The organism is Gabonibacter chumensis, from assembly GCF_024741215.1.
In the GTDB taxonomy this organism is placed as follows: Bacteria; Bacteroidota; Bacteroidia; order Bacteroidales; family Marinifilaceae; genus Gabonibacter; species Gabonibacter massiliensis.
This window is the reverse complement of sequence record NZ_JANSKB010000001.1, coordinates 1,167,232-1,191,637: the sequence shown is the minus strand read 5'-3', so window position 1 is coordinate 1,191,637 and position 24,406 is coordinate 1,167,232. Positions and strand designations below refer to the sequence as shown.

24 protein-coding genes are annotated in these 24,406 nt (G+C 42.9%); 15 read left to right on the top strand and 9 right to left on the bottom strand.

The features are described from left to right. Window positions 1-37 precede the first annotated feature (37 nt). Entirely contained in the window at window positions 38-1,573 is a 1,536-nt protein-coding gene (gene rny, locus NVS78_RS05115) for a ribonuclease Y (RefSeq protein WP_041504182.1), read from the top strand. Between the two features lie 188 nt (window positions 1,574-1,761). Here the strand turns inward: rny and NVS78_RS05110 are convergent, their stop codons facing one another. The 8 genes from NVS78_RS05110 to NVS78_RS05075 form a co-directional block, all read right to left on the bottom strand. After that, window positions 1,762-2,433 (bottom strand): hypothetical protein, encoded by a 672-nt coding sequence (locus NVS78_RS05110; RefSeq protein WP_286358200.1) that lies wholly within the window; start codon window positions 2,431-2,433, stop codon window positions 1,762-1,764. A 2-nt stretch (window positions 2,434-2,435) separates the two neighbouring features. After that, a complete protein-coding gene (locus NVS78_RS05105; protein ID WP_286358199.1) occupies window positions 2,436-2,723 on the bottom strand; it encodes a hypothetical protein in 288 nt (95 codons plus the stop codon). 141 nt (window positions 2,724-2,864) lie between these two features. After that, window positions 2,865-3,077: a hypothetical protein gene (locus NVS78_RS05100; RefSeq protein WP_286358198.1), complete on the bottom strand. Its 213-nt coding sequence runs from the start codon at window positions 3,075-3,077 to the stop codon at window positions 2,865-2,867. A gap of 23 nt (window positions 3,078-3,100) precedes the next feature. After that, on the bottom strand, window positions 3,101-3,415 hold the full coding sequence (locus NVS78_RS05095; RefSeq protein WP_286358197.1) for a hypothetical protein: 315 nt from the start codon (window positions 3,413-3,415) through the stop codon (window positions 3,101-3,103). Window positions 3,416-3,512: 97 nt separating this feature from the next. Further along, window positions 3,513-4,187 carry a hypothetical protein gene (locus NVS78_RS05090; protein ID WP_286358196.1) on the bottom strand — a complete coding sequence of 225 codons (675 nt, stop codon included), beginning with the start codon at window positions 4,185-4,187 and terminating at the stop codon, window positions 3,513-3,515. A gap of 1 nt (window position 4,188) precedes the next feature. Then, window positions 4,189-5,628: a hypothetical protein gene (locus NVS78_RS05085; RefSeq protein ID WP_286358195.1), complete on the bottom strand. Its 1,440-nt coding sequence runs from the start codon at window positions 5,626-5,628 to the stop codon at window positions 4,189-4,191. 106 nt (window positions 5,629-5,734) lie between these two features. Further along, a complete protein-coding gene (locus tag NVS78_RS05080; RefSeq protein ID WP_286358194.1) occupies window positions 5,735-7,612 on the bottom strand; it encodes a hypothetical protein in 1,878 nt (625 codons plus the stop codon). Further along, a complete protein-coding gene (locus NVS78_RS05075; protein ID WP_286358193.1) occupies window positions 7,569-9,329 on the bottom strand; it encodes an O-antigen ligase family protein in 1,761 nt (586 codons plus the stop codon). Before NVS78_RS05075 ends, NVS78_RS05080 begins: the two co-directional genes overlap by 44 nt. A gap of 296 nt (window positions 9,330-9,625) precedes the next feature. Here NVS78_RS05075 and NVS78_RS05070 point away from each other — a divergent pair, with 296 nt between their 5' ends. From NVS78_RS05070 to NVS78_RS05050, 5 genes are all read left to right on the top strand, one after another. Continuing rightward, entirely contained in the window at window positions 9,626-10,504 is an 879-nt protein-coding gene (locus NVS78_RS05070; protein ID WP_286358192.1) for a nucleoside phosphorylase, read from the top strand. A 19-nt stretch (window positions 10,505-10,523) separates the two neighbouring features. Beyond that, window positions 10,524-10,979, top strand: coding sequence for a DUF4293 domain-containing protein (locus NVS78_RS05065; protein WP_286358191.1), 456 nt, complete (start codon window positions 10,524-10,526; stop codon window positions 10,977-10,979). Between the two features lie 27 nt (window positions 10,980-11,006). After that, window positions 11,007-12,704, top strand: coding sequence for a dipeptidase (locus tag NVS78_RS05060; protein ID WP_286358190.1), 1,698 nt, complete (start codon window positions 11,007-11,009; stop codon window positions 12,702-12,704). Between the two features lie 172 nt (window positions 12,705-12,876). Next, window positions 12,877-13,230, top strand: a complete 354-nt coding sequence (rplS, locus tag NVS78_RS05055) for a 50S ribosomal protein L19 (RefSeq protein WP_286358189.1) — start codon at window positions 12,877-12,879, stop codon at window positions 13,228-13,230. Window positions 13,231-13,328: 98 nt separating this feature from the next. Then, window positions 13,329-15,074 carry a phospho-sugar mutase gene (locus NVS78_RS05050; RefSeq protein ID WP_286358188.1) on the top strand — a complete coding sequence of 582 codons (1,746 nt, stop codon included), beginning with the start codon at window positions 13,329-13,331 and terminating at the stop codon, window positions 15,072-15,074. 127 nt (window positions 15,075-15,201) lie between these two features. Here NVS78_RS05050 and NVS78_RS05045 read toward each other — a convergent pair whose 3' ends face one another. Continuing rightward, entirely contained in the window at window positions 15,202-16,623 is a 1,422-nt protein-coding gene (locus tag NVS78_RS05045; protein WP_286358187.1) for an ATP-dependent DNA helicase, read from the bottom strand. Between the two features lie 181 nt (window positions 16,624-16,804). Between NVS78_RS05045 and NVS78_RS05040 the strand changes: the two genes are divergently transcribed. The 9 genes from NVS78_RS05040 to NVS78_RS05000 all read left to right on the top strand — a co-directional run bounded on the left by NVS78_RS05040 (window position 16,805) and on the right by NVS78_RS05000 (window position 24,403). After that, window positions 16,805-17,449, top strand: coding sequence for a hypothetical protein (locus NVS78_RS05040; RefSeq protein WP_286358186.1), 645 nt, complete (start codon window positions 16,805-16,807; stop codon window positions 17,447-17,449). Between the two features lie 19 nt (window positions 17,450-17,468). Further along, the gene (locus NVS78_RS05035) at window positions 17,469-18,311 is read left to right on the top strand and encodes a DUF3822 family protein (protein ID WP_286358185.1); all 843 of its coding nucleotides are present in this window, start codon (window positions 17,469-17,471) and stop codon (window positions 18,309-18,311) included. Then, window positions 18,299-18,835, top strand: a complete 537-nt coding sequence (locus NVS78_RS05030; protein ID WP_286358184.1) for an RsmD family RNA methyltransferase — start codon at window positions 18,299-18,301, stop codon at window positions 18,833-18,835. The genes NVS78_RS05035 and NVS78_RS05030 overlap by 13 nt, the downstream gene beginning before the upstream one ends. A 95-nt stretch (window positions 18,836-18,930) precedes the next feature. Continuing rightward, window positions 18,931-19,917, top strand: coding sequence for a hypothetical protein (locus NVS78_RS05025; protein WP_286358183.1), 987 nt, complete (start codon window positions 18,931-18,933; stop codon window positions 19,915-19,917). Window positions 19,918-20,037: 120 nt separating this feature from the next. After that, a complete protein-coding gene (gene pstS, locus NVS78_RS05020) occupies window positions 20,038-21,096 on the top strand; it encodes a phosphate ABC transporter substrate-binding protein PstS (RefSeq protein ID WP_286358182.1) in 1,059 nt (352 codons plus the stop codon). 57 nt (window positions 21,097-21,153) lie between these two features. Further along, entirely contained in the window at window positions 21,154-22,005 is an 852-nt protein-coding gene (gene pstC, locus NVS78_RS05015) for a phosphate ABC transporter permease subunit PstC (RefSeq protein WP_286358181.1), read from the top strand. A gap of 4 nt (window positions 22,006-22,009) precedes the next feature. Further along, window positions 22,010-22,873: a phosphate ABC transporter permease PstA gene (gene pstA, locus NVS78_RS05010; RefSeq protein ID WP_286358180.1), complete on the top strand. Its 864-nt coding sequence runs from the start codon at window positions 22,010-22,012 to the stop codon at window positions 22,871-22,873. Window positions 22,874-22,891: 18 nt separating this feature from the next. Next, on the top strand, window positions 22,892-23,662 hold the full coding sequence (gene pstB, locus NVS78_RS05005) for a phosphate ABC transporter ATP-binding protein PstB (protein ID WP_286358179.1): 771 nt from the start codon (window positions 22,892-22,894) through the stop codon (window positions 23,660-23,662). A gap of 36 nt (window positions 23,663-23,698) precedes the next feature. Next, window positions 23,699-24,403 (top strand): phosphate signaling complex PhoU family protein, encoded by a 705-nt coding sequence (locus NVS78_RS05000; protein ID WP_286358178.1) that lies wholly within the window; start codon window positions 23,699-23,701, stop codon window positions 24,401-24,403. Window positions 24,404-24,406 lie beyond the last annotated feature (3 nt).

Below are 24,406 nucleotides of genomic sequence, written 5' to 3'. Positions count from 1 at the left end.
TCAATATATAATTAACATCAAATCTAATTATCGAAATATGATAACAACAATAGTTACGGGTGTTATTGCTTTGTTGGTCGGATTGGCGATCGGATATTTACTGATCAACATGACCCTTAAATACAGAAGCAAGAATATCATCAAAGAAGCAGAAGCGGAAGCGGAAGTGATCAAAAAGGATAAAATCCTTCAAGCCAAAGAAAAATTTTTACAAATAAAAGCGGAACACGAAAAGCAAGTCAACGCCAGAAACAGCAAAATTTTACTTGCCGAGAACAAACTCAAACAACGGGATGCCGAATTAGCCCGTAAGATAGAGGAGTGTCAACGGAAAATCAAAGAGGCCGAAACCCAACAGGAGACTCTCGAAGGACAAAAAGAGCTGTGGGAAAAGAAACATGCCGAGTTAGAAAAATTAAAGAAACAACAGATAGAGCAGCTCGAAGCCATATCCGGAATGTCTGCCGATCAGGCCAAAGAAAAATTAATCAACTCCCTGAAAGAGGAAGCTGAAACGGAAGCGATCTCTTACGTGAATGAAATCATGGAAGAGGCTAAAATGACAGCCAATATGGAGGCTAAAAAAGTAGTCATCAAAACCATTCAACGGGTCGCGACAGAAACGGCAACGGAAAATGCAGTTTCCATCTTCCACATCGACTCGGACGAAATAAAAGGACGGATCATCGGTCGCGAGGGCCGGAACATTCGGGCATTGGAAGCTGCTACGGGAGTAGAAATCATCGTGGACGATACTCCGGAAGCCATCGTATTATCCGGTTTTGATCCGGTACGCCGCGAAATCGCACGTCTCTCCCTTCACCAATTGGTAACGGACGGACGCATTCACCCGGCACGCATCGAAGAGGTCGTTAACAAAGTAAAAAAACAGATCGAAGAGGAGATCATAGAAACCGGAAAACGTACCACCATAGATTTGGGTATTCACGGCTTACATCCGGAATTGATCCGTTTGGTAGGTAAGATGAAATACCGTTCTTCTTACGGACAGAACTTATTGCAACATGCCCGTGAAACAGCCAATCTATGCGCGATCATGGCTGCAGAACTGGGACTCAACGTGAAGAAAGCCAAACGGGCCGGACTCCTGCACGATATCGGTAAGGTACCCGACGATGAACCGGAACTGCCGCATGCTATATTGGGAATGCGATTAGCGGAAAAATACAAGGAAAAACCGGATATTTGCAATGCCATCGGCGCTCACCACGAAGAGGTAGAGATGACTACCCTTATCGCACCGATTGTACAAGCCTGCGATGCTATTTCAGGTGCGCGTCCGGGGGCCAGACGAGAAGTGGTGGAATCCTATATCAAACGCTTGAAAGAGATGGAAGACTTGGCTCTCTCCTACAACGGAGTTGTTAAGACCTATGCCATCCAGGCCGGACGCGAACTTCGGGTAGTCGTGGGTAGCGAAAAAATTTCAGACACGGAAGCAGAAAAGATCTCTTACGATATCGCCAAACGCATCCAGGACGAGATGACCTATCCCGGACAGGTAAAAGTCACCGTCATCCGAGAAACCCGGGCCATCAACTACGCAAAATAACTTTTCTATTTAAACAATAGATCACACATAAAAACTACCCGGAAGTTCCGGGTAGTTTTTTTATATCACCAAATCACCCGCGAGGACGGTTCTCTTGAGCGATTTTATCCCACAAGAACCGTCACTGTGGGTGATTTTACGATTAAAAAACCGTCCCCACACGATATTCACATCAACGGTATTCCATTTTATTGTTTTGTCGTTCCGTACGGTCCTCCAAAATATAAAACACCATTTTCATTCCAGATTCCATACATCACGGCTTCATTTACCGGCTCGTCTCCGCTAACATATTCAAAAAAACGATCGTACAACAAGAAATAGGTTTTACCCTCTATCTCTCTTATTTCTTTAACAATAAATGGTTTATTAAATACCATCTTAGCCTTTCCATTATGAATAATCACAATGGTTAATAAAGGTGGTTCGCTATTGTAAAAATAACCGACAAATACCAGAGCCACTGAAGTTGCGGATAAATGTATCGTCATAAAATATTTATTTGAAACATCATCTTGCATCTCCTTCGTGCAGAGAGAATCCCAACCATCAGATTGAGGTACACGGAGTATGATTTTATTATCTTTAATAATATCGATAATTCTAAAAAATCCTCCATCTCCTCTCGCCACATCATAATCGGATAAATTAACTTGATAGGTATCATTTCCAATAGGAACATCAAAACTTTTATATAAAGAAAAGGATGCATTTTGATAATCCCAAAAAAGCGGATTAAGAAATTTAGCATTAGTCACGATAGAATCTCCCGCTATCCGAACTATCGGTTCGCTTGTCTGTCCTATTAAAGAGTACACACCACTATAAACAAAAACGATCAAACATATTATTTTTTTCACAACTATTTATATTTAAAAAATTTCACACCACTTTTTTTACTTTTTCCAAAACTTGCACTCAATTTTTGAGATGTAGTTTTCTTATTACTCCCTGTATCCATACAAACAGGAACCCTTGTATCCCATCCAGCTTGTTCCGATCCCGGAACAACGACAACAACATGTCCGCTCTTTCCCGGTGCAGATTTCCACCCCGCGACGACAAAATAGCCATCATTAGCCAATTGCTGGGCTTGTGACATTTCTATCGACTCCCATTTTTCAGGATGAGCTTCCCAATGATCTACCATATCATTCGCTCGCTTATTATTCAGCTCATGCGTATTAGGTTACTCTATTCAAACAAAATAAAAATGATTAATCAATTTTGTGGTTTCATTATTTTAACCTTTGAACAAGGTTACCCAGTACACCCGGGTAACCTCTAAGAGTCAAGGAACTTCTGAAAATTCAATTGATGCGACATATTTGTTATTTTGAATAGAACGAACTTTCGGAGTTGCTTCAAGTTTCAAAATCTTTTTAAATTTCTGTTCCAACAAGTAGAGGCGATCCGGATCAAGATTTCCTAACAAACTATCTTCTCGATGAATTGTAAAGTAGATTTCCGTCGTGCTACCATTACTATCCGCTACCACTCGCATAAAAACAAAACGATTATTCTTCCTTAAATATCCAACTCCGAAGAGGTAAACATCTCTCTACAAGCTTTATAAAGGTCAGATCTATCATGCCCTAATCGATAGACAAAATCGTCATCTTCATCAACCATCCGCCGATCATTATAATAACTTAGCCAAGTAGAATCACGATAATTGATATTAAATATTTTTATCAACGTTCTATTATTAACAAAAATACAAGAATAAGTAACATCTTTACTCTCAACCGTACTTCCTGAAATATAAAGAGTTTGAGCGTTAAGGTTTGTAATTCCCAAAACAATCAAAATAAATATAATTAATAATTTATTTATTTTCATCATTTAAAATTTTATGATTTACAGGGACGGTTCTTATAAATTAAAGTCAACCACAATAACCGTCCCCACACGATATTCACATCAACGGTATTCCATTTTATTGTTTTGTCGTTCCGTACGGTCCTCCAAAATATAAAACACCATTTTCATTCCAGATTCCATACATCACGGCTTCATTTACCGGCTCGTCTCCGCTAACATATTCAAAAAAACGATCATACAACAAAAAATAGGTTTTACCCTCTATCTCTCTTATTTCTTTAACAATAAATGGTTTATTAAACACCATCTTAGCTTTTCCATTATGAATAATCACAATGGTTAACAAGGGTGGTTCACTATTATAAACGCAGCCAAAAAACACAAGAGCTACAGTCGTATTATTCACGTATATTGGAATGAAAAAGTCATTTGTTGCATACGTCCGAAATTCTTTCGGTATTTTTACCCACCCGTCAATCTGTTTTATTTTCAATATAGGAATAGTATCATTATCCGTTCGTAACATAATCTCATTAAAATCTTCTAATTCCCCCTCGAAATAAGATCCTAAAATCACCCTCAATTCTTGTTCTCGATTTGACACAAAAACGTTGCCAACCAATTTATAAGTAATATTATCTAAATTTCTACCTATATATAATGAATCAAGAAATCTTCCTTTCTCTATAATTTCACCTCCTTCAAAAGAAAAAATTGACTCTCTTTCTTGTGCATTTACATTGAACAAAATTCCAATGAATAACAAAATAAACAATCCTGCATTTTTCATACTATCTGTATCTAAAATATTTAACACTATCTTTTATTTTACAACCAAAACTACGGCTAAGAGGCTGTGATACAACTCTCATTTTTGCACCAGTATCCATTGACATTGGGACATTACATTCCCATTTACCAGAATACTTCATTTCTCCCGGAACAATAACAACAACATGTCCGCTCTTTCCCGGTGCAGATTTCCATCCCGCGACGACAAAATAGCCATCATTAGCCAATTGCTGGGCTTGTGACATTTCTACCGACTCCCATTTTTCAGGATGAGCTTCCCAATGATCTACCATATCATTCGCTCGCTTATTATTCAGTTCACGCGTATTGAAATGCCTGTTAAAAACAACCTGAACGCCGTAATTACAAGCAGCAGCAGCTTCTCCCATCTTCTTTAGCATAGAATCTACTGCTATTTTTACTGACTTTTCCAATTCTACACGAGCAATTTTGGATGCGGGAGGAGTATTTCCTCCAGGAGGAGTTCCCCCTCCCCCTCCCACGTTTCCTCCTCCGCCACCACCGGGAGGGGGATACTGGTAACAGGTACACTCTTGCGTCTTTTTTTGACACCGGAGACATCGCCGACAGGAACACTTGGGCTCAATCTTGCCGCAATAAAAACAGCGGGGACACCAACATCCGTCCCGGGTATGGCAATAGGGACAAACCGTCACCGTGACTTCCGGAAGCCAGTTATTCCCACCTCCTCCCGGGGTGGTACCTCCATCGCCAAACCCCTCACCGAAAGAATAGCTTCGAGCCTGAGGACCTTCCAATTCACCGAAAGAGAGGGAAAAAAAATCCGACAAACCGGAACGATCCTCTTCCGTCAACACCCCCGTCGGGACCACAGCCACCCGGCCGCTAAGATTTCCGTCCCGGTAACCAAAGGCCTTCACGAACTGCCCTTCCAGCGTGGAACAAAACACCTTCCCCGTGAAATTCCCTCCCCCGAGGTAACGGAAATCATTTCCCTTGCAATCCGAGAACACATCGGGTACGATCGTCACCACGAACATATCTACCGTACCTGCGGCCTGCTTGGCGATCACCAAGCGTCGAGTCACACGGGTATTCTTACACACCGCGGGCTTTCCCTCCACGTGTACCTGTTCTCTCACTATCGCGGTAGAGAAGGTTCGCAAGGGGATCTCGATTAACGTAACACCCTCGTGACCGGAAACCAAAGCGTTATCCCACTCGGGGATCATCTCCGTGACCGGCGGACTTGCACTTCGAGCCAAGGGAACTTCTCCCGAGAACGTCCGAAGCGGGGACAAATCCGCGGCATTCATTTCAAAGAACGCTTTTGCATCATCGATGCTGAACTGTATGGAAAAACGATCGTCCCGCACATAAATTTCATCATCCGTACAAGAATAATAAATTAAAAACAAAAGAACAAGTCCTACTAAAAAACAAAACTTTTTCTTCATAAAGTTTACTGGTTAATCGGGTTAATAACTTTTTATCTAATTACCCCCTATTGGCTTTTGTCATCTTCCATTCTCTGATCTTACACCTCCTTTCGCGTGTTATGATTTACCAAAAACGGATCTCCCCGTCCCGGCAAGTGAATACTCTTTCTTCTTTTCCTTCCGTCAAATCCCTTAACCAAAGCAAAGCGCCGGAAGGAACTTTCCCGAACTCCAACCAATCCTTTTCAGCCCGTTGTACTCCCAGGGATACCCATCGTTTTCCGGAATGATAAAACAACTCGTACCAATGGCCCGACCACACGTTGTTCCCATCATTGCGCAACAAGCACCAGACGGAAGATAAAGCGACCGACTTCCCCATATCCCAGGCGACCGATCTGGCCGGGACATTATAGGTCAGAGCCCGATCGTCGAAGATCATCTCGGCCGGTTCTCCCGGGGAGACAACAGGGTATAAACGTCTCCCGGCTTTATCATGAAGCCTGCATTCGGCTATCTCCACGTAATAAGCAGGATGAACGATCCGCCAATAGCGGTAAGCCCGGTCCGTTTCGACCAGAATACGGGCTTCCTGCAAATGATCGATCGCCTCGATCTTTCCAACCACCTCCTTTCGTTGAAAAGAGATATCATCGGAAGCTTCCAAAAGACATTGTATAAAATCACGATTGATAAGCGAATGGTCGGCATCGGAAGGATATTTCCGGTACAGTCGGATAGCCGATTTTCGAATCGTATCCGGATTTAAAAAACAAGGCCGCCCGTCAGCAAGCAGAAAAAAAGGATATCCAACGGCTGTCGGCTCTCCGTCCGGGTAAACGACAGGCAAATAAATAACGCCGATTCCCATATCCTTAAAACAAACCTTCCCGCTTTGCCGTTCCCCCCATGCCACCGGTTTCCAGCTCAGATCGTTAAAAACAGCCAGATAGAGATATCTTTCCTTTCCGGATACCTCCGGGCAAAGGTTCACGTCGGCCACGGTCGTATACAATGACGTCACATCTTCGTAGAAAGGGTTACGAAAGAAGGGAGGGATATACTCCCTACCCGTAAAAAGAGGAATTCGATTTCGGGCAAACGTCTCCCGATAAATCTTTCCGGTACGTACCGGTCCCGTTTCCGGTTCGCCCCTGCCCGGGTATCGATTGTCGACCACACTCGTCCAACAATGTCTTCCGTTTTTATCCGGATACGCCGGGAGTAAATCCGTCACAAGAGGCAACATACGCAACCAACATTGCCAACGATTAGTCAAAGCCTGCAAAGCACACGCCTGCGTATTTACCCTCACCCTACTATCCCCGACCGACAAATCCATATACCATTTTAAACGAACTGGTAGAATCCATCGTCGATATAGTTGATAAGGATAATATCTGCTATTATCATACACCAATAGAGCCGCCATTTCCCGCATGAAAATAGTATCCCTTTCCATTGACCGTAAACGAGGAACTTCCCGTCCGACCCGATAAGGCAAAACGTGTTCGAAAAACTGTCCGGTAGTCAACTCCTTTAACCAGGGTCGCCGTTCCCGCTCCCGAAAAACATAATCGATATGCGAAATCAGGAAATCACTATTTAATGATTTTATATCTTCCCGCTTTGTGAAAGAACGGGCTAAATCACCCCGTCCCATAAGAGTTTCCCGAAACAAAATCTTTATCAAATCGCTCGTGTCCCTATAAACGGAATCAATGTATTTTTCCGTCTTACTCAACTCGTCGCTCTCGTACCAAAAATGTCCCGGCATGTTCTCTATTAAAAAACAAGCCGCCTTGTATTTCAGACTATCGGTAGCCAGAACGGAATAATGTTTTAACACCTTTTCCCACTCCGGACGATTCTCCCCACTTCTCTGCAAAGCGTACTCCAAAGGAGGCAATGAGTCCGAGCAGGCGATTGAACACGAAAGAAACGCTATCGTCCAGAATTTATTCCGGAACCCTACGTTCTTTATTGACAGACGATGTTTCATACAATAAAAAATATTTTATTTCTTTTCTTACTCTCAATACCGTCGTGTTGACCACTTTCACGGGCATCGTCAGGATCTTTCGAGCCATCGCTACGGCTTCCTCATTCCGACACATTTCCCGGTAAAGCAAGAACAGTTCATAACGAGGTAAAACATAAGCCGGGGTCATATGTGTTGCCAGACATAGCAATTCCTCCGCATCCTCGTATCTTTTTCCCTTTCGGTAGATATGGCCCAGATCTCGGGTAATCTCGGAAGAGGGACATACCCTGAAAGCCCGCTCGAGAAAAAACAAAGATTCGTCCCCGTCTCCTTTATGGTAAAGAAGATAAGCGTAAGCCAATACAAAATCGGGAGAAGATTGCAGCCAGAACGCTTCGGAAGATGATGCAAAAGAGGGAAACACCCCTGTTCCCGATTGTATATCTTTTAATGCGCTTTCCGCTTCCCGTCTCACACCGGTACCCCAGACAACGACAAACAGCATAACACCACAAAACAATAACATTCCGCAACGCAACAAATCCGGCAACACCATCTCCCTCCTTTCATATCCAGCCTCATTCACGATAAAAGCTACTGTCACGACCAAGATCAAGCGGAACAAGAGAATCGAAAAAGGGTAACTGAACAAACAGAACACGACAAATGTTAAAAGGACACTTCCGGCAAAACGAACCGAAACGGTTGCATTTACCGTTTTCCTCAATAACAAAACCATCGGAATGAGAAACAATGACAAGCCGATTATCCCCGTTTCACAAGCTATTTTCACGTACTCGTTAAAAGCGTATCGATTATTACCGGCGATCATCTCCCAACCGGAACCTTCATGAAGTTTAAACCATTCCGCCTGAAACGGCATATACAAAGCCTGAAAAGAATGTACCCCATGCCCGATCCAAGGAGAAGTCTGAAAAATATCGAACGACACGCTCCAAATAAGCCATCGCGCAGAAACCGAATCGGTACGAACGATATAGAGCAGGAAAAGTCCGGTTAAACCAAGTACAATTCCCCAGGCAGTTTTTACCGGATTGTTTCGAACGAAACGGTTACAAGCCTCCCTGTATTCCCCATCCGACAAGACGAACCACCCCCAACCCGATCCCAAAGCGATCCATGCCGCCCGTGACCGGGAAAATAGGAGACCCGCAAATAACAAAAAGATGCCCGACAATATCCACCATTTACCCTTGGCTCCCGCAATTCTACCGAATTGAAAAATTCCTCCTAAAATAGCAAGAGCCAAATATCCTCCGGTTATTCCCGGGTTGGAGAAACATCCCGTGAACCGAAAGAAAAGATGACCGGAGGGTAAAATACCCATTACCTGCATAAAACCCCAACAGGTAATCAGAATACCGGAAATGAACAAGGACATTCCGATCGAAAATCCCCTTGTATTTCTTGCAAAGAGATAAAAAAGATATAAAATAACCGTCACTGAAACATCGAACCAATCCACCGGAAACAACCCGTGAAAGTAACGAAACAATTTCCATATAACATAAATGAGTACGATTTTATCCATTCCCGTCACGGCAAATTTTCTTTCCCGCATCAAAACAGAGGTCAATCCCAGAACCACCACACACGTTAAAAAAAAGAAAATCAGAGTGTTCTCCAGATATAGTTCCATCCGGTATACTAAAATACAGGAAACAAAGAAAACAACAGTTTGAAATAAACAATCACGTCTTTCAGATTCAACCATAAACATCTGCTATTCAAATTATCACATTCCTTCTAATTTTATTTTCAGCATATGATCGTTTTATCCTTTTTTATATAACACAAAAAGTCGTTTTTATGGGGAACAGAGTATTCGCTTTTTTTATAAAATTTTACTTGAGAATAAAACAATAGCATATATCGTCATTCCCGCGGGTCATTTTTCAACATGTACATCAAGGAAAAACAAAGATTTATACCGGATATTTTGCTTTTTGCAACGTCTCTATTGGTTTGTAGTATGAATATCACTATTTTTGGTAGCTCAAAAATAAGGTTATGAATGCAATAAAATCATCGGAACTCATCACGAACGAAGACGGAACGATTTTCCATCTTCACTTGCACGCTGAAGATTTAGCGGATAACGTGGTACTTGTCGGCGATCCTTCTCGGGTAGAGATGATCGCTTCCCGTTTTGACTCGATCGAACTGACACGCGGTAATCGGGAATTTCACACGATTACCGGGACCTACCGTCAAAAACGCTTATCCGTTATTTCGACGGGAATCGGTACGGACAATATTGATATTGTAGTGAACGAATTGGACGCTTTAGCCAACATAGATCTGGATACCAAACAAATCAAACCGGAGAAAAAAGCATTGAATATAGTACGGATCGGCACTTCCGGTTCCGTACAGGCAGATGTTCCCGTACACGCCTTCGTTATCTCGGAAATGAGCGTGGGCATTGACGGGGTTCTGCGTTTTTATCAGGATAACGAAAAAATATGCGATGCGGCATTCGAAGATGCATTCATCAATCAATGCCAATGGACCCCGCAAGCCGCCCGCCCGTATGCCGTAAGCTCATCTCCGGAGATGGTCAACAAATTACACTCGGAAGGCACAACCGTAAAGGGCGTAACACTGACGGCCAACGGATTTTACGGTCCCCAGGGACGCGTACTCCGCTTGCCGCTGCAAATGCCGGGAATAAACGACCGAATCGCCCGTTTTCGTTACAACGGCCATAAAATCGTAAATTACGAGATGGAGAGCGCTGCTATTGCCGGCCTGTCTGCCCTCATGGGACACCATGCGGCCACCATCTGCCTGATCATTGCCAACCGGGCCACCGGCGACGCCTCTCCCGATTATAAACCTTACATGGAAAAATTAGTAAACTACACTTTAGATAAACTGACACGTTAATATTAATCAGCTATTTGATATGATACAAAGAATTCAATCCGTATACCTGTTTGTAATAGGCATTTTGATGGCATTGCCCCTATGTGTTCCCATCGCCCGGGTCGTGGTTCCCAACGATACGAATTACGACTTTTTCGCATACGGTATAGTAGAAAAAAGCGCAGAAACTTCCTTCGTAAGTTATTATTGGGCTTTGTTCATTTTAAGCCTGTTCACCATTTTATTGCCTTTGATTACGATCTTTCTGTATAAAAAACGCTTTTTACAATTAAGGCTTTGCATCGTAGAGATCATTCTGTTGATCGGGGCCGGCATTCTGATGTGGTACCACATCCGGCAATTCGGAGCTGATGCAACGGTATTGTATAAATTCAGCTTTATTCTTCCTGTCGTATGCATCATTTTCACATACATGGCCATACGAGGCATCGTAAAAGATATAAAGCTTTTAAAATCTTACGATCGGATCCGTTAATTCTTTCACAAAATAAATAAAACGAATATGAGAAAAATTCACCTACTTGTCACGTTAGCATTTTTATGTTGCACGTCATACACTATGGCTTGTACGAACTTTCTATTCACGAAAGGAGCTACCAAAGACGGTTCAACCATGATCACTTATTCCGCCGACTCACACGTATTGTACGGAGAGCTCTACCATTGGCCCGCTCAAGATTGGCCAGCCGGTAGCATGGTGGACGTTTACGAGTGGGATACCGGTAAATTTTTAGGAAAAATTCCCCAGGTAGCCCATACTTATAATGTCGTAGGTAACATGAACGAACACCAGTTGGCCATCTCCGAAACGACTTTCGGAGGACGTAAAGAGTTAGAGACCCAAAGCGGAGCTATCATCGATTACGGGAGTGCCATCTATCTGACTCTCCAACGAGCCAAAACCGCACGCGAAGCTATCGTGGTTATGACCGACCTTTTCACCCGATACGGTTGGGCCAGTTCCGGAGAATCCATCTCTATCAGCGATCCCAATGAAGTCTGGATTTTAGAGATTATCGGCAAAGGAGAAGGAGAAAAAGGTGCCGTTTGGGTAGCCCGAATGGTTCCGGACGGATACGTATCCGCTCATGCAAATCAAGCTCGTATTACCACCTTCCCGTTAGAAGGGAAAACATCCATCTCTTCCGATAAAATGAATAAGATTTATAATCCGGAAGTAACTACGGTCTATTCAAAAGACGTAATCTCTTTTGCCAAAGAAAAAGGATTTTACCCCAAAGATGCTAAAAATTCCGATTTCAGCTTTTCCGACAGTTACGCTCCGGTAGATTTCGGTGCCGCCCGTTTCTGTGAAATCCGGGTATGGGCCTTCTTCAATGCCGTAAGCTCGGACATGGCCCAATACTGGGACTACGCGACCGGAAGAAACATCATGAAAGACTCCAAAGGTTACGCAACCAACCGCATGCCGTTATGGATTAAGCCCAATCGCAAATTAGACGTTCTGGATGCCATGGATTTCATGCGTGACCATTTGGAAGGCACGGAATTGGATATGAGCAAAGATTTGGGTGCCGGTCCTTACGGGTGTCCTTACAGATGGCGTCCCATGCAGTGGAAAGTAGACGGAAAAGAGTATGTACACGAGAGAACGACAGCTACTCAACAAACCGGATTCACTTTCGTAACCCAAAGCCGTAGCTGGTTACCGGACGAAATCGGAGGCATACTCTGGTTTGCCGTGGACGATGCGGCCAATACCGTTTATTTCCCGATGTACTCCTCTTCTACAGCCGTTCCGGAAGCCTACGCCGTAGGAAACGGGAGCATGATGGAGTTCACGAACGAAGCAGCCTTCTGGGTATTCAGTCAGGTCAGCAATTTTGCCTACACACGCTACGACCTGATTCACCCTGAAATCCGGGAAAAACAAAAAGGCTTGGAAACGCAATATCAAAACTTTGTTCAGATCGCCGATGCCGGAGCCAAAGAGATGTTGGCCAAAGACAAAGCGACAGCAGTCCAATTCCTGACGGACTTCTCTTGCAACACGGGAAACAATTTAGTCGACCAATGGAGAAAATTCTACGGTTATCTGTTCTGCAAATACATGGATGGTAACATTAAAACAGCCGTTCCGGGAGAAAAAAATCCCAAAGTGGAAAACAAACCTCTTCCGGACTGGTTCTTGCGCATGTTGATCAAACAGACCGGAAACAAACTGGAAGTGATTGAATAAAATTATAAATCGGAGCTTGAATTGTTTTACGAAGGATAAACCTCGAATTATTTGCAGAGTTTATTTTTTTCCTTACATTTGCAGCTCGAATTAAAAACGTACGTAGTCTCTTACAAAAAAGACTCTGGTCGTAATACTGCGTTCGATAAATGAACTTTATAAAATTAAAACGATGAATTTAATTAAAATTGCAGAGGAAGCTTTTGCAAATGAAAACAGAGTAGAAATTCCTTCATTCAACACAGGTGATACCATCAGTGTACACTATAAAATCGTGGAAGGAAACAAAGAGCGTGTACAGGTATTCAAAGGAATCGTTATCCAAATCAGTGGAACGGGTTCCACGAAAACTTTTACCGTGAGAAAAATGTCCGGTAACGTCGGAGTTGAACGTATTATCCCTCTGAACTCTCCTTATATCAAAGAGATTGAGGTAAACAAGAGAGGTGCCGTAAGACAGTCCAGAATATTCTATTTCCGTAAACTTACCGGTAAGAAAGCAAAAATTAAAGAAAAGAGATTTTAATTCATGCTTACAGAATAAAAAAGGCCTTGCAATGCAAGGCCTTTTTTATTAACGCAAAATATCATAACTTTGTTATCTGAACTAAAAACAATGACGATATGAACAACAAGGATATCATAAAAACGGCAAAAGAAAAAGCAGAAAAATGGTTGGACCGAAACTACGACGAAACGACCCGCACCGAAGTTTCCCGCATGCTAAACGATACAAATCCCGGCGAACTGATCGATTCGTTTTACAACGACTTGGAATTCGGAACCGGAGGATTGCGAGGAATTATGGGGGTCGGAAGTAACCGGATGAACATATATACCGTCGGTGCCGCCACCCAGGGATTTGCCAACTACATCAATCAGGCTTTCCCGAACGAGGAAAAATCGGTATGTATCGGACACGATTGCCGCCACAACTCCCGCTATTTCGCAGAAACCGTCGCCCATATTTTTTCAGCCAACGGCATTTACGTCTATCTCTTCGAAGACCTGCGCCCTACACCTGAAATATCATTCGCCATACGCGAGTTAGGATGCAAAGGGGGAGTCATCATTACCGCATCTCACAACCCCAAAGAGTACAACGGGTACAAAGCATACTGGAACGACGGCTCCCAATTAGTTCCTCCCCACGACAAAAACGTGATTCGAGAAGTCCAAAAAGTAAAGGTCGGTGATATCAAATTCGATAAAGTCACCGAAAAGATTAAAATACTCGGCGAAGATTTCGACCGTATTTATCTGGACAAGGTAAAAACTTTAAGTCTTTCACCGGAAGCCATCCGGAAAGAACACGATTTAAAGATCGTTTTTACCCCTCTTCACGGAACCACTTACAAATTAGTACCGGAATCTCTCCGGAACTGGGGATTTACCAACATCCATTCCGTGCCCGAGCAAAGCATCCCGAACGGAGATTTTCCGACTGTAGCCTCCGCTAACCCGGAAGAACCCGCCGCCTTTAAAATGGCTCTTGATTTAGCAAGAAAAGTCGATGCCGATCTGGCTATGGCGTGCGACCCGGACGGAGACCGTATCGGTATTGCCGTAAAAAATGATCGGGAAGAGTGGATCTTGTTAAACGGGAACCAAACCAATATTATTTTCACGGAATACATCATCCGTCGAAAAAAAGAATCAGGGCTTCTGAAAGGAGGAGAATATACTATTAAAACGATCGTAAGCACGGAGCTGATCAAAGAAATTGCTGAAAGAAACGACATCGAGTGTTACGATGTATATACCGGGTTCAAATGGATTGCCGATATGATCCGTAAAAAAGATGCCGGGAAATTCATCGGAGGCGGAGAAGAGTCTTTCGGATTTATGCCGGGTTCGTTCACCAGAGATAAAGACGGCATCTCCGCAACCTCTCTTATGGCAGAAATCGCCGCCTGGACGAAAATGAACGGATTATCTCTCTACGCTTTCCTGAAAGAGATTTACGCAAAATACGGTTTCTCACAGGAAAAAATGATTTACATCGTTCGCAAAGGATTATCCGGAGCTCAAGAGATCAAAGCTATGATGGAAAAGTTGCGCCATCATACCCCGAAACAAATCGCGGGTAGCGATATCGTGATAAAAAAAGATTACCTTACCTTAGAAGCAACAGATCTCCGTAGCGGGGAAAAAACACACCTGGATTTCAGCACGACGAGCGACGTCCTCCAATTCTTCTTAGCCGACGGCAGTAAAATTTCAGTCCGTCCCTCAGGTACCGAACCCAAAATCAAGTTCTATTTTGAAGCGAAAGTACAGATGAAGGATATTCACAATTTCGAAAAAGCACAGCAACAGGCAAACGCAAGAATAGACGAGATCGCAAAAGAGCTGACGAAGAACGATTGACAAGCTACAATGGTCAACGAAAAGATGAGGAGATTGAATTTAATGGAATCATTCAATCTCCTTATTTTGTTAGTATAAATTTAGTAACCGAAAAAGCCGTTGTTTCCGATTTCAATTCACCTCCATTCTATCCTCTTGTCTCGAACCAATCGTCCCTGAAATTGATCAGGAAAACTTTTTGCCTTGCTCTCGTGATAGCCGTATACAGCCAGCGCCAATACTCGTCGTCGGGCAATTCGTCCGTTATCCACCCCGGATCGACAAACACGGCATCCCATTGTCCTCCTTGCGCTTTGTGCCCTGTCACCGCATAGGCGAATTTAATTTGCAAGGCATTAAAAAATTCATTTTCACGAATCTTCTTAAAACGTTTTTGCTTGGAAGGGATATCATTCATATAATCTTCCTCTATCGCCGCGTATAACCGTTTATACTCTTCATAACTCAAGGCAGGCTGTTCCGAAGTCAACGTATCCAGCATAACCCATGCCGTAATCTCCTCCTCGTACCCGTAAATACTCAAACGAGCCTCCGCAAAATGAAAACCATACAACTCTTTGTGTTTACCGATTCGTTCCACGGTAGCAATATCGCCGTTAGCAATAAAATCGACATGATCGTACTCCGCACCCCAAAAATAGTTATTCTTCACGATCATGATCTTGTCCCCCCCGGTAAAAGCTTCTTCACGATAAAGGATTCTGGCTCTGATTCCTTCGTTAAACCGATTGGCTCTTTTGTTGGAACGGCAAATAACCATCGTCTCATCCACTCCGTAACGACCGTAACAGCTATCCAACTCCTCCAACAGGTTCCCCCCGCTTATTCGAGTGACATCCGGGAATTCGTCAACCTTCAGCAAAAAAGATTTTCCCGCGGCATCTATCATCTCCCGGACTCGCGTCGCGTTATACAATATTCCGGATGCTTCAGATTGCCGCATGATATCGGTCAAACGAGCCTCATACACATTCACCCCGTACTGACGGCTCAGCAGTTCCGCTTCCAAAGCGGGACTGACAGTCGAACCGATCGGAGGCAACTGTGCCGTATCCCCTATCAATACCAAGCGATTATTCCGACCGTTATACACGTATTCGAACAAATCATCCAACAAGGAACCCGAACCGAAATTACTATCCGAAGAAGCAGTAGAAATCATAGAAGCCTCATCCACGAAAAAAAGAGTATTGGCATTCGGGTTAAATCCCAAATTAAAATACCCGATTCCTTCCTGGGCTGATTTTTGCCGGTAAATCTTTTTATGGATCGTAAAAGCAGGCTGCCCCGAATAACTCGAAAACACCTTTGCCGCCCTTCCGGTCGGGGCCAACAAAACCACCTGACACTTCAACTGCAATAACGTATTTACGACTGCGGCAACCAATGAAGTTTTCCCGGTACCGGCAAATCCCTTCAGCAAAAACAAATTCTCTTCTTCCCGAGAAAAGAAAAAAGAGAGAAAACAGTCCATCGCCTGTTGTTGAGTCGGGGAAAAATCAAACCCAAACTTCTCTAATACAATGTTTTCAAAATGTTTTGCAATCATAGCAAAATTTCAATGTATAAAAATGGGCTACGAATCTTTTTTTTCTTATATTTGCGGACACTACCGCATTCATCGTGTAGGTGTTGTGCCGTTTTTAACTATGCAAAGATAGATAAAAACGTCATCATAAACAGAAAGAACTAACTTGTTTAACGTATTAATAATATACTGACGAAAAAAAATGAAAAAGATTATTATTCAAGTCATTTTAGCTCTTGTAGCGATTTTTTTAGCATACAAATGCTACGAAAGCGTAAACAATCCTTTGGAATTCCAAAAGTTAAAAGACCAAAGATATAGTAGAATCATTCAACGTCTGAAAGATATCAGAACCGCTCAGGAATCTTATAAGAATCTTTACGGTAGATATACAGGTAGTTTCGATACTCTTATTTATTTCGTGAAACACGATTCCCTAAAGACCGTTCGCGCTATCGGCGAATTGACAGATGATCAGCTTGAAGCAGGAATAACCGAACAAGAGGCCCTAAAAAAAGGCCTTATTATCCGTGATACCATCAGAGTAGCCGCCTTACAGGAGCTCTTCGGAGAAAATTATCCTATCGACGACATTCGTTACGTTCCCTTTACCAATAGGAAATATGAATTTTCTCTAAAAGCGGATATCATTCCGACAGAAGCAGGCTTGGATGTTCCTGTTTTTGAAGCCAGCACTTCCAACATGACTATTTTTGACGATAAAATGGAAGATTTCAGAGATGCTGTTTTAGAAGAAAACGGAGAAAGAATCAGATTACATAAATATCCCGGATTAAAAGTAGGAAGTGTAAAAGAGGCTAACAATAACGTGGGGAATTGGGAATAATCCGTAAAATCTTAATTCCATGCAAGGAGTTTATTATACAGACAAAAATTATATTTACGAATCTTCTGTAAAATCGATATTATCCATCCGTTACGCAACGGATGGATTTTCATTTTGCGTTCATGACGAAAAAGACCAGTTGGTTGTTTTCGCACACCAGCCCTTTCAAGTCGATTCTTCGGACGCGGTCATGGCAAAAGTGGAAAACTACATAGTCAACGACCGCATTCTAAATTTAAAATTCAAACAGGTTTATGTCATTCCTTGCAACAAAGCCAAAAGTCTGATCCCTTCCGATTTTTTCCAAACGGATAAACTGAGTTTACTCTACCGTATCCAGCAGGAAACGGACCCGGAACAAGAGCTTATATATCACCATATCGAACGTATCGATGCTTACTTGGTAGAGGGTATCCCGTACAAGTTTCATCAATTTCTTCGAGAACATTATCCCGCAATAGAGATAGTCAATAGTGCCTATAATCTTATAAAACAGGCGAGTACCAAAACTATTCGTCAGATGGAGCAACTATTCGTCGACATTCAGGATCGCTATTTCGACCTCCTTTTGTTTCGCGATACCCGATTGCTGCTCTTCAATTCATTTCATTACCAGCACCAGACAGATATCGTTTACTTTATCCTGAATGTACTTAGAGAATCCGGCGCGGAAAAAGACAACGTACAGCTTTCCATTTCAGGTTTACTCGTAAAGGATCAAAAATTCAGAGGGGTACTCGAAAGTTATATCCCGCATATCTATTATCCGCAGGAGCCGATCTTAAACACTCTTCTCCAAGATAAGGAATTCAATAACTCTTATTTCATTCACTTGTTAAACTTTCATAGATGCGGATTATAAGCGGTACACACAAAGGGAAACAACTATTCCCGGATAAAAACTTTAAGGCCAGACCGACCACGGACTTCGCTAAAGAGAATTTATTTAACGTGCTCAACAACTATATCGATATTGAAAACATTCGTGCCTTAGACCTATTTTCCGGAACAGGTAGCATCAGCTACGAATTAGCTTCCCGCGGCGCTGAAAAGATCGTTTCTGTAGAAGCAAATTACAATCACTTCTCTTTCATTAAAAAAACAGCCCTACAATTAGGTTTCAAAAATATCGCCATATATAAAACAGACGCATTTATAGCTTGCAAAAAATTGAAAGAACAACATTTCGGACTCATTTTTGCCGATCCCCCCTATGATCTACCTAATATCACAGAGATCCCCGCGGCTATTTTCGATAACGACCTACTTTCCCCCGACGGCATTGCTGTCATAGAACACCCCGCAACGGTGGACTTTTCTTCTTTCCCGCATTTTCTCGAACATCGGCAATACGGTAGTGTAAATTTTTCCCTTTTCAGAAAATAACTATCCTTAATAATTTCGTCACTAAACGTTAATATTCAAGAAACCTTTTCAGTCTACTTTCGCTTTCGAAAAAAAGAACCTTAAAATTAGACAAGATGAAAAGGATTTTATTAATTATCGTTTTAACTGCTTTATCTATCGGCAGTTTTGCACAAGAAGAAAAAAAAGAAAACAAATTAAAAATTACGGGTTCACCGATTGTTACCGTTTTTGCAAACTATCATGTGGGCTTAGGGCGCGCAAACAAAGAATCCGGATTCGCATTGGACCGTTCCTATCTCGGCTACCAATTCAGCCTATCCCCGAAATTAAGCGGAAAATTGGTATTCGATATCGGATCGACTAAAGTATCGGGTTCAGATCTGGAAAGAGTCGCCTACGTAAAAAACGCGATGTTAAGCTGGAAAACCGGAGACCTCACTCTCGATTTCGGTCTGATCGGCCTCGAACAATTCAATGTTCAGGAGAAGTTCTGGGGATACCGTTACATTATGAAATCATTCCAGGACGAGTACAAATTCGGATCCAGTGCAGACATGGGAATTATCGGAAAATACCAGTTTGCCGACTGGCTCCGGGCCGACATTACCTTTATCAACGGAGAAGGTTACAAGAAACTGAATAACGACAACAAGTACCGCTATGGCTTGGGAGTCACTCTCAATCCGGTCAAATCATTAACGATCAGGGGATATTATGACATATCTAACAAGAACATCGAAGGCGAAGGGACCAAAGATCAACAGAACTTAGCTCTTTTCGCCGGTTACAAACACGAGTATTTTTCCTTAGGAGCCGAATTCAACAAAATGTATAACACGAAATTTAAGAAAGATCGGGACCAATCCGGTTATTCCATCTATACCTCCGTTAAATTGGCTTCCAAATTCAACCTCTTCGGAAGATACGACAACCTGACATCCAAAGACGACTGGAGCAATGCCGACGGCCAGAGAATACTTGCCGGTATTCAGTATTCCCCGATCAAATATTTAAAGATCGCTCCCAATTTCACTTCATGGAATCCTTATTCCGGAAAATCAACGGCTTTCGGCTATTTGAATATCGAATTTAAACTCTAACAACTCTTCCGTTCAGGCTTAACAAAAATGTAACAAACGCGTAACAAACGTGTCATAACATCAACGTAATATTGTAAAGTCTAAAAAAGTACAGAATGTGTTAAACATAATTTGAAAAACATGAAAAATCTATTACTCATCAGTATTCTTATCATTTCTACAACGCTCTCCGGCAATGCAATCCCCGCCGGTGCCGCGGCAAACAAAAAAGAAAAGGTTACGGGAGCCGGAGCCACCTTCCCCCTTCCGTTTTATAATCTGGCATTTAAAACTTATCAGCAAAAAAACGGGACCACTGTTACCTACGGAGGAATCGGTAGCGGAGGAGGAATCAGAAGTCTAAAAGATAAAATCGTAGATTTCGGCGGGACAGATGCTTTTCTTTCCGAAAAAGAGCTAAAAGAGATGCCTTATGAAACAATTCATATTCCTACCTGTATGGGAGCCGTGGTAATGGCTTATAACCTACCGGAAGTAAAAGATTTGAAACTTACGGGTGAAATCATTGCCGATATCTACTTAGGAAAAATCAAGAAATGGAACGACCGTCGGATACAAGCCGCTAACCCGGGAGTCGCTCTTCCCGACAAAGAGCTCAACCCGGTGTACCGTTCCGACGGTAGCGGTACGACATTCGTATTCAGCGATTACCTGACAAAAATCAGTAATGACTGGAAAGAACAAGTAGGAACCGGCAAATCGTTGAAATGGCCGACAGGCATTGCTGCCAAGGGAAATCCCGGAGTAGCCGGAGTGATCAGTCAAACAGCAGGCTCGATCGGTTACGTGGGATCGGAGTATGCTTTCTCTCTTAAAATCCCCATGGCCCAATTACAAAACAAGGCCGGCAATTTCGTTAGTCCGACAACGGAAAGCATTTCTGCGGCCGCTTCCGGAGACATACCTGCCGACACCCGTACTATGATTACCAACTCTCCCGCCGCCGATGCTTATCCTATCAGTTGTTTCACGTGGATTATTCTTTACAAAGAACAATCTTACAACGACAGGAAAATAGAACAAGCACAAGCCACCGTCGATCTGTTGAGCTGGATGCTAAGCGACGAGGCTCAGACCTTAACCACAAAAGTACACTACTCTCCCCTTCCTGCATCTGCTATTAAAAATGCACAGGCCCTTTTAAAATCCGTCACGTTCAACGGAAAAACGATGAAGTAATACTAAAATCTTGTGGCGATGATACATCGCCACAGGACTTACATTAAACTTAATGATATGTCGGACTTTCTATTCAAACGTCTACTAATCATCTGCTGTATTTTCATACTTTTAATATGTGCAGGAATGGTCTATTCCCTCATTAGCGGAGCCTTCCCTGCCTTTCATCATTACGGATTCTTCAACTTTATCGGTACGGCCGACTGGAATCCTCATCCAGACAACGAAACTTACGGAGCTTTATCCTTTATTACAGGGACCTTACTTACTTCATTTTTAGCGTTACTGTTCTGCATCCCGTTTTCATTGCCCGTAGCCCTTTTTACCGGAGAATATTTCAAAGGCAAAAGAATAGCCGTCTTTATCAGCTCCACCATCGATCTATTAGCGGGGATTCCTTCTATCGTCTACGGTCTATGGGGATTTTATACCCTCCGTCCGCTGATGGTAGAATGGGGCATCAATTCACAGGGATTCGGCATTCTCACCTCTTCCATCGTATTAGCGATCATGATCATTCCTTACGCTTCTTCCCTCAGCGGGGAATTTATTACCATGGTCCCCAACGAACTGAAAGAAGCGGCATACAGTTTAGGAGCGACACGCTATGACGTTATCCGGACAGTCACGTTCCCGGCTGCCGGTTCCGGTATTTTCGCAAGCTACATTTTAGCCCTCGGAAGAGCCCTCGGAGAGACCATGGCCGTAACCATGCTGATCGGAAATACCAACAACATTCCCCTTTCGTTGGGAGACACGGGAAACACGATGGCGAGTATCATCGCCAATCAATTCGGAGAGGCCGACGGAATCAAACTCAGCTCTCTCATTGCCATTGGCTTATTACTATTCTTAATTACCGCTATCATCAACATGATAGCCAAACTCATCATCAAAAAACTTCATTAAAAAGATGGCATCCATAAGATACAGAACGATCAGAGACAGGATATTTTTCTATACCATCTGTTCATTAGCCTCCCTGACCGCTATCCCCCTATTCATGATTATCGGGGAATTGATAAAAAAAGGATACAAACAGATCAACTGGAATTTCTTTACCGAAACAGCACCCAGCACCTTAGACGCCATGCTTGCCAAAGGCACGGGAGAAATCATTCCCGGGGGTATCGCCAACGGAATCACCGGAACCTTGCTTATGGTAGGGATGGCCACCGTCATTGCCATACCGGTTGGCATTATGGCCGGAATTCATCTTTCGGAAAAACCCAGAACCCTATTTTCAAACACTACCCGCTTCTTTACCGACCTGATCCAAGGAAGTCCCTCAATCGTTATCGGTATTATCGCGTACAGTTGGATCGTAAAGCCGCTGAGCAGTTACTCGGCCTTAGCGGGTAGCGTCGCTTTAAGCATCATGATGCTTCCCCTGATCATAAGATCCACCGAAGAGACATTAAAAATGCTACCGGGTTCGTTAAAAGAAGCCGGACTCGCGCTCGGAGCCTCTTACACGAGCGTAATTTTAAAACTACTCCTCCCGTCTGCTTTCGGAGGTTTGTTCACAGGTATATTATTAGCAGTTTCCCGTGTCATGGGAGAAACAGCTCCATTGATGCTGACAGCCCTCGGAAGCACGATCGTCAATTGGGATGTCACAGCTCCGACCAGTGCCGTTCCCCTTTTAATTTGGGAGTTTTATAACGATCCCAACCTGATCGATATGATCTGGAGCTCCTCGCTTTTTCTCCTGTTACTCATATTATCGCTCAATCTAATAGCCAAACATATAGCCAATAAATGGAGAAATCAATAATATAATCAATAACGACCTATGGTATCTACAGAAAATCCCATATTACAACTACAAGAGGTTTCGATCTCCTACACCCCCGGCAAAAACGCCGTCAATCGCGTGAATGCCCATATCGAAGAAAAAAAGATTACGGCCATCATGGGGCCCTCCGGCTGCGGAAAAAGTACTCTTTTACGAGCCATAAACCGAATGCACGAACTCTATCCGGATATCCGCATTACGGGTGAAATCCTTTTAAACGGGAAAAACATATTAAAGACGAACCCCATGGAAGTCAGGCGCATGGCCGGAATGGTCTTCCAAAGACCCAATCCTTTTCCGACCATGAGCATATATGATAATGTCATTTCCGGTTATAAACTGAACGGAATTCGTTTACCTCGCAAAGAAAAAGATCAGATCGTCGAACAAAGCCTGCAAAATGTCGGATTATGGGAAGAAGTCAAAGACTCTCTCTATAAAAAAGGAACTTTCCTTTCCGGTGGACAGCAACAACGCCTGTGTATCGCCAGGGCATTGGCTTTAAAACCGCAAATTTTGTTAATGGACGAACCGACTTCCGCATTGGATCCCATCGCTACCAACCGGATTGAAGAGTTACTCTTGGAACTTAAAAAAGAATTTACGATCCTGATCGTTACCCACAACATGTCGCAGGCTGCCCGAATTTCCGATTACTCCATGTTTATGTATTTGGGGGAATTAATCGAGTACGATGAAACTCAAAAGATGTTCACCGCCCCGCGAGACAAACGGACCGAAGAATACCTCACCGGACAATTCGGTTAATCAATCACGAGAGTCAGACCATTTAATCATTACGACATGAATACCATCAGAGAAAACTATTTAGAAAAAATAAGAGAAGATTTTGAAGTACTCTCCAAAATCGTATTCCTTCAAATGGACTATATCAACCGACTTACGGTAGATAATAAAAATCCCGAAATACATGCGGAAATAGAACATAACGAAACGATTATCGACGGCATGGAAGTAAAAATCAGAGATGAAGTGATTCGTTCTATCGTCCTTTATTCCCCGAGAGCTACCGATTCCCGAAAGATCATGTCCTACCACGATATGACAGCCTATCTGGAACGAATCGGAGATCTCATTCTCAATGTTGCCGATTTTTTAAAAGAGACCGATCGAAACGGCAAATGTTTCCTGACCCATGAAAAAATAATACGGGAACAACTTGCCATAGTAAAAAAAATGACACAAAATGCTATCTTTGCTTTCACCTGTGAAGATACCGAACTGGCAAAAAAAGTCATTCAAACGGATGACAGGGTGGATTTCCATCATAAAGAAATCATCCACGGTATTCCGGTCTGCTTTGTCGGTAAAACGATCAACGAACAGGATATGTTAGACGCTCTTTCCATAAGCGGCATGTCCTATAATATAGAAAGGATAGGAGACAACGCGACGAATATCGCAGAAGCGGCAATCTATTTAATGGAAGGGAAGAATGCAAAACATTTACATAAAAACGAAGATACTCTGAACCCCCCAATCGAATAAAAC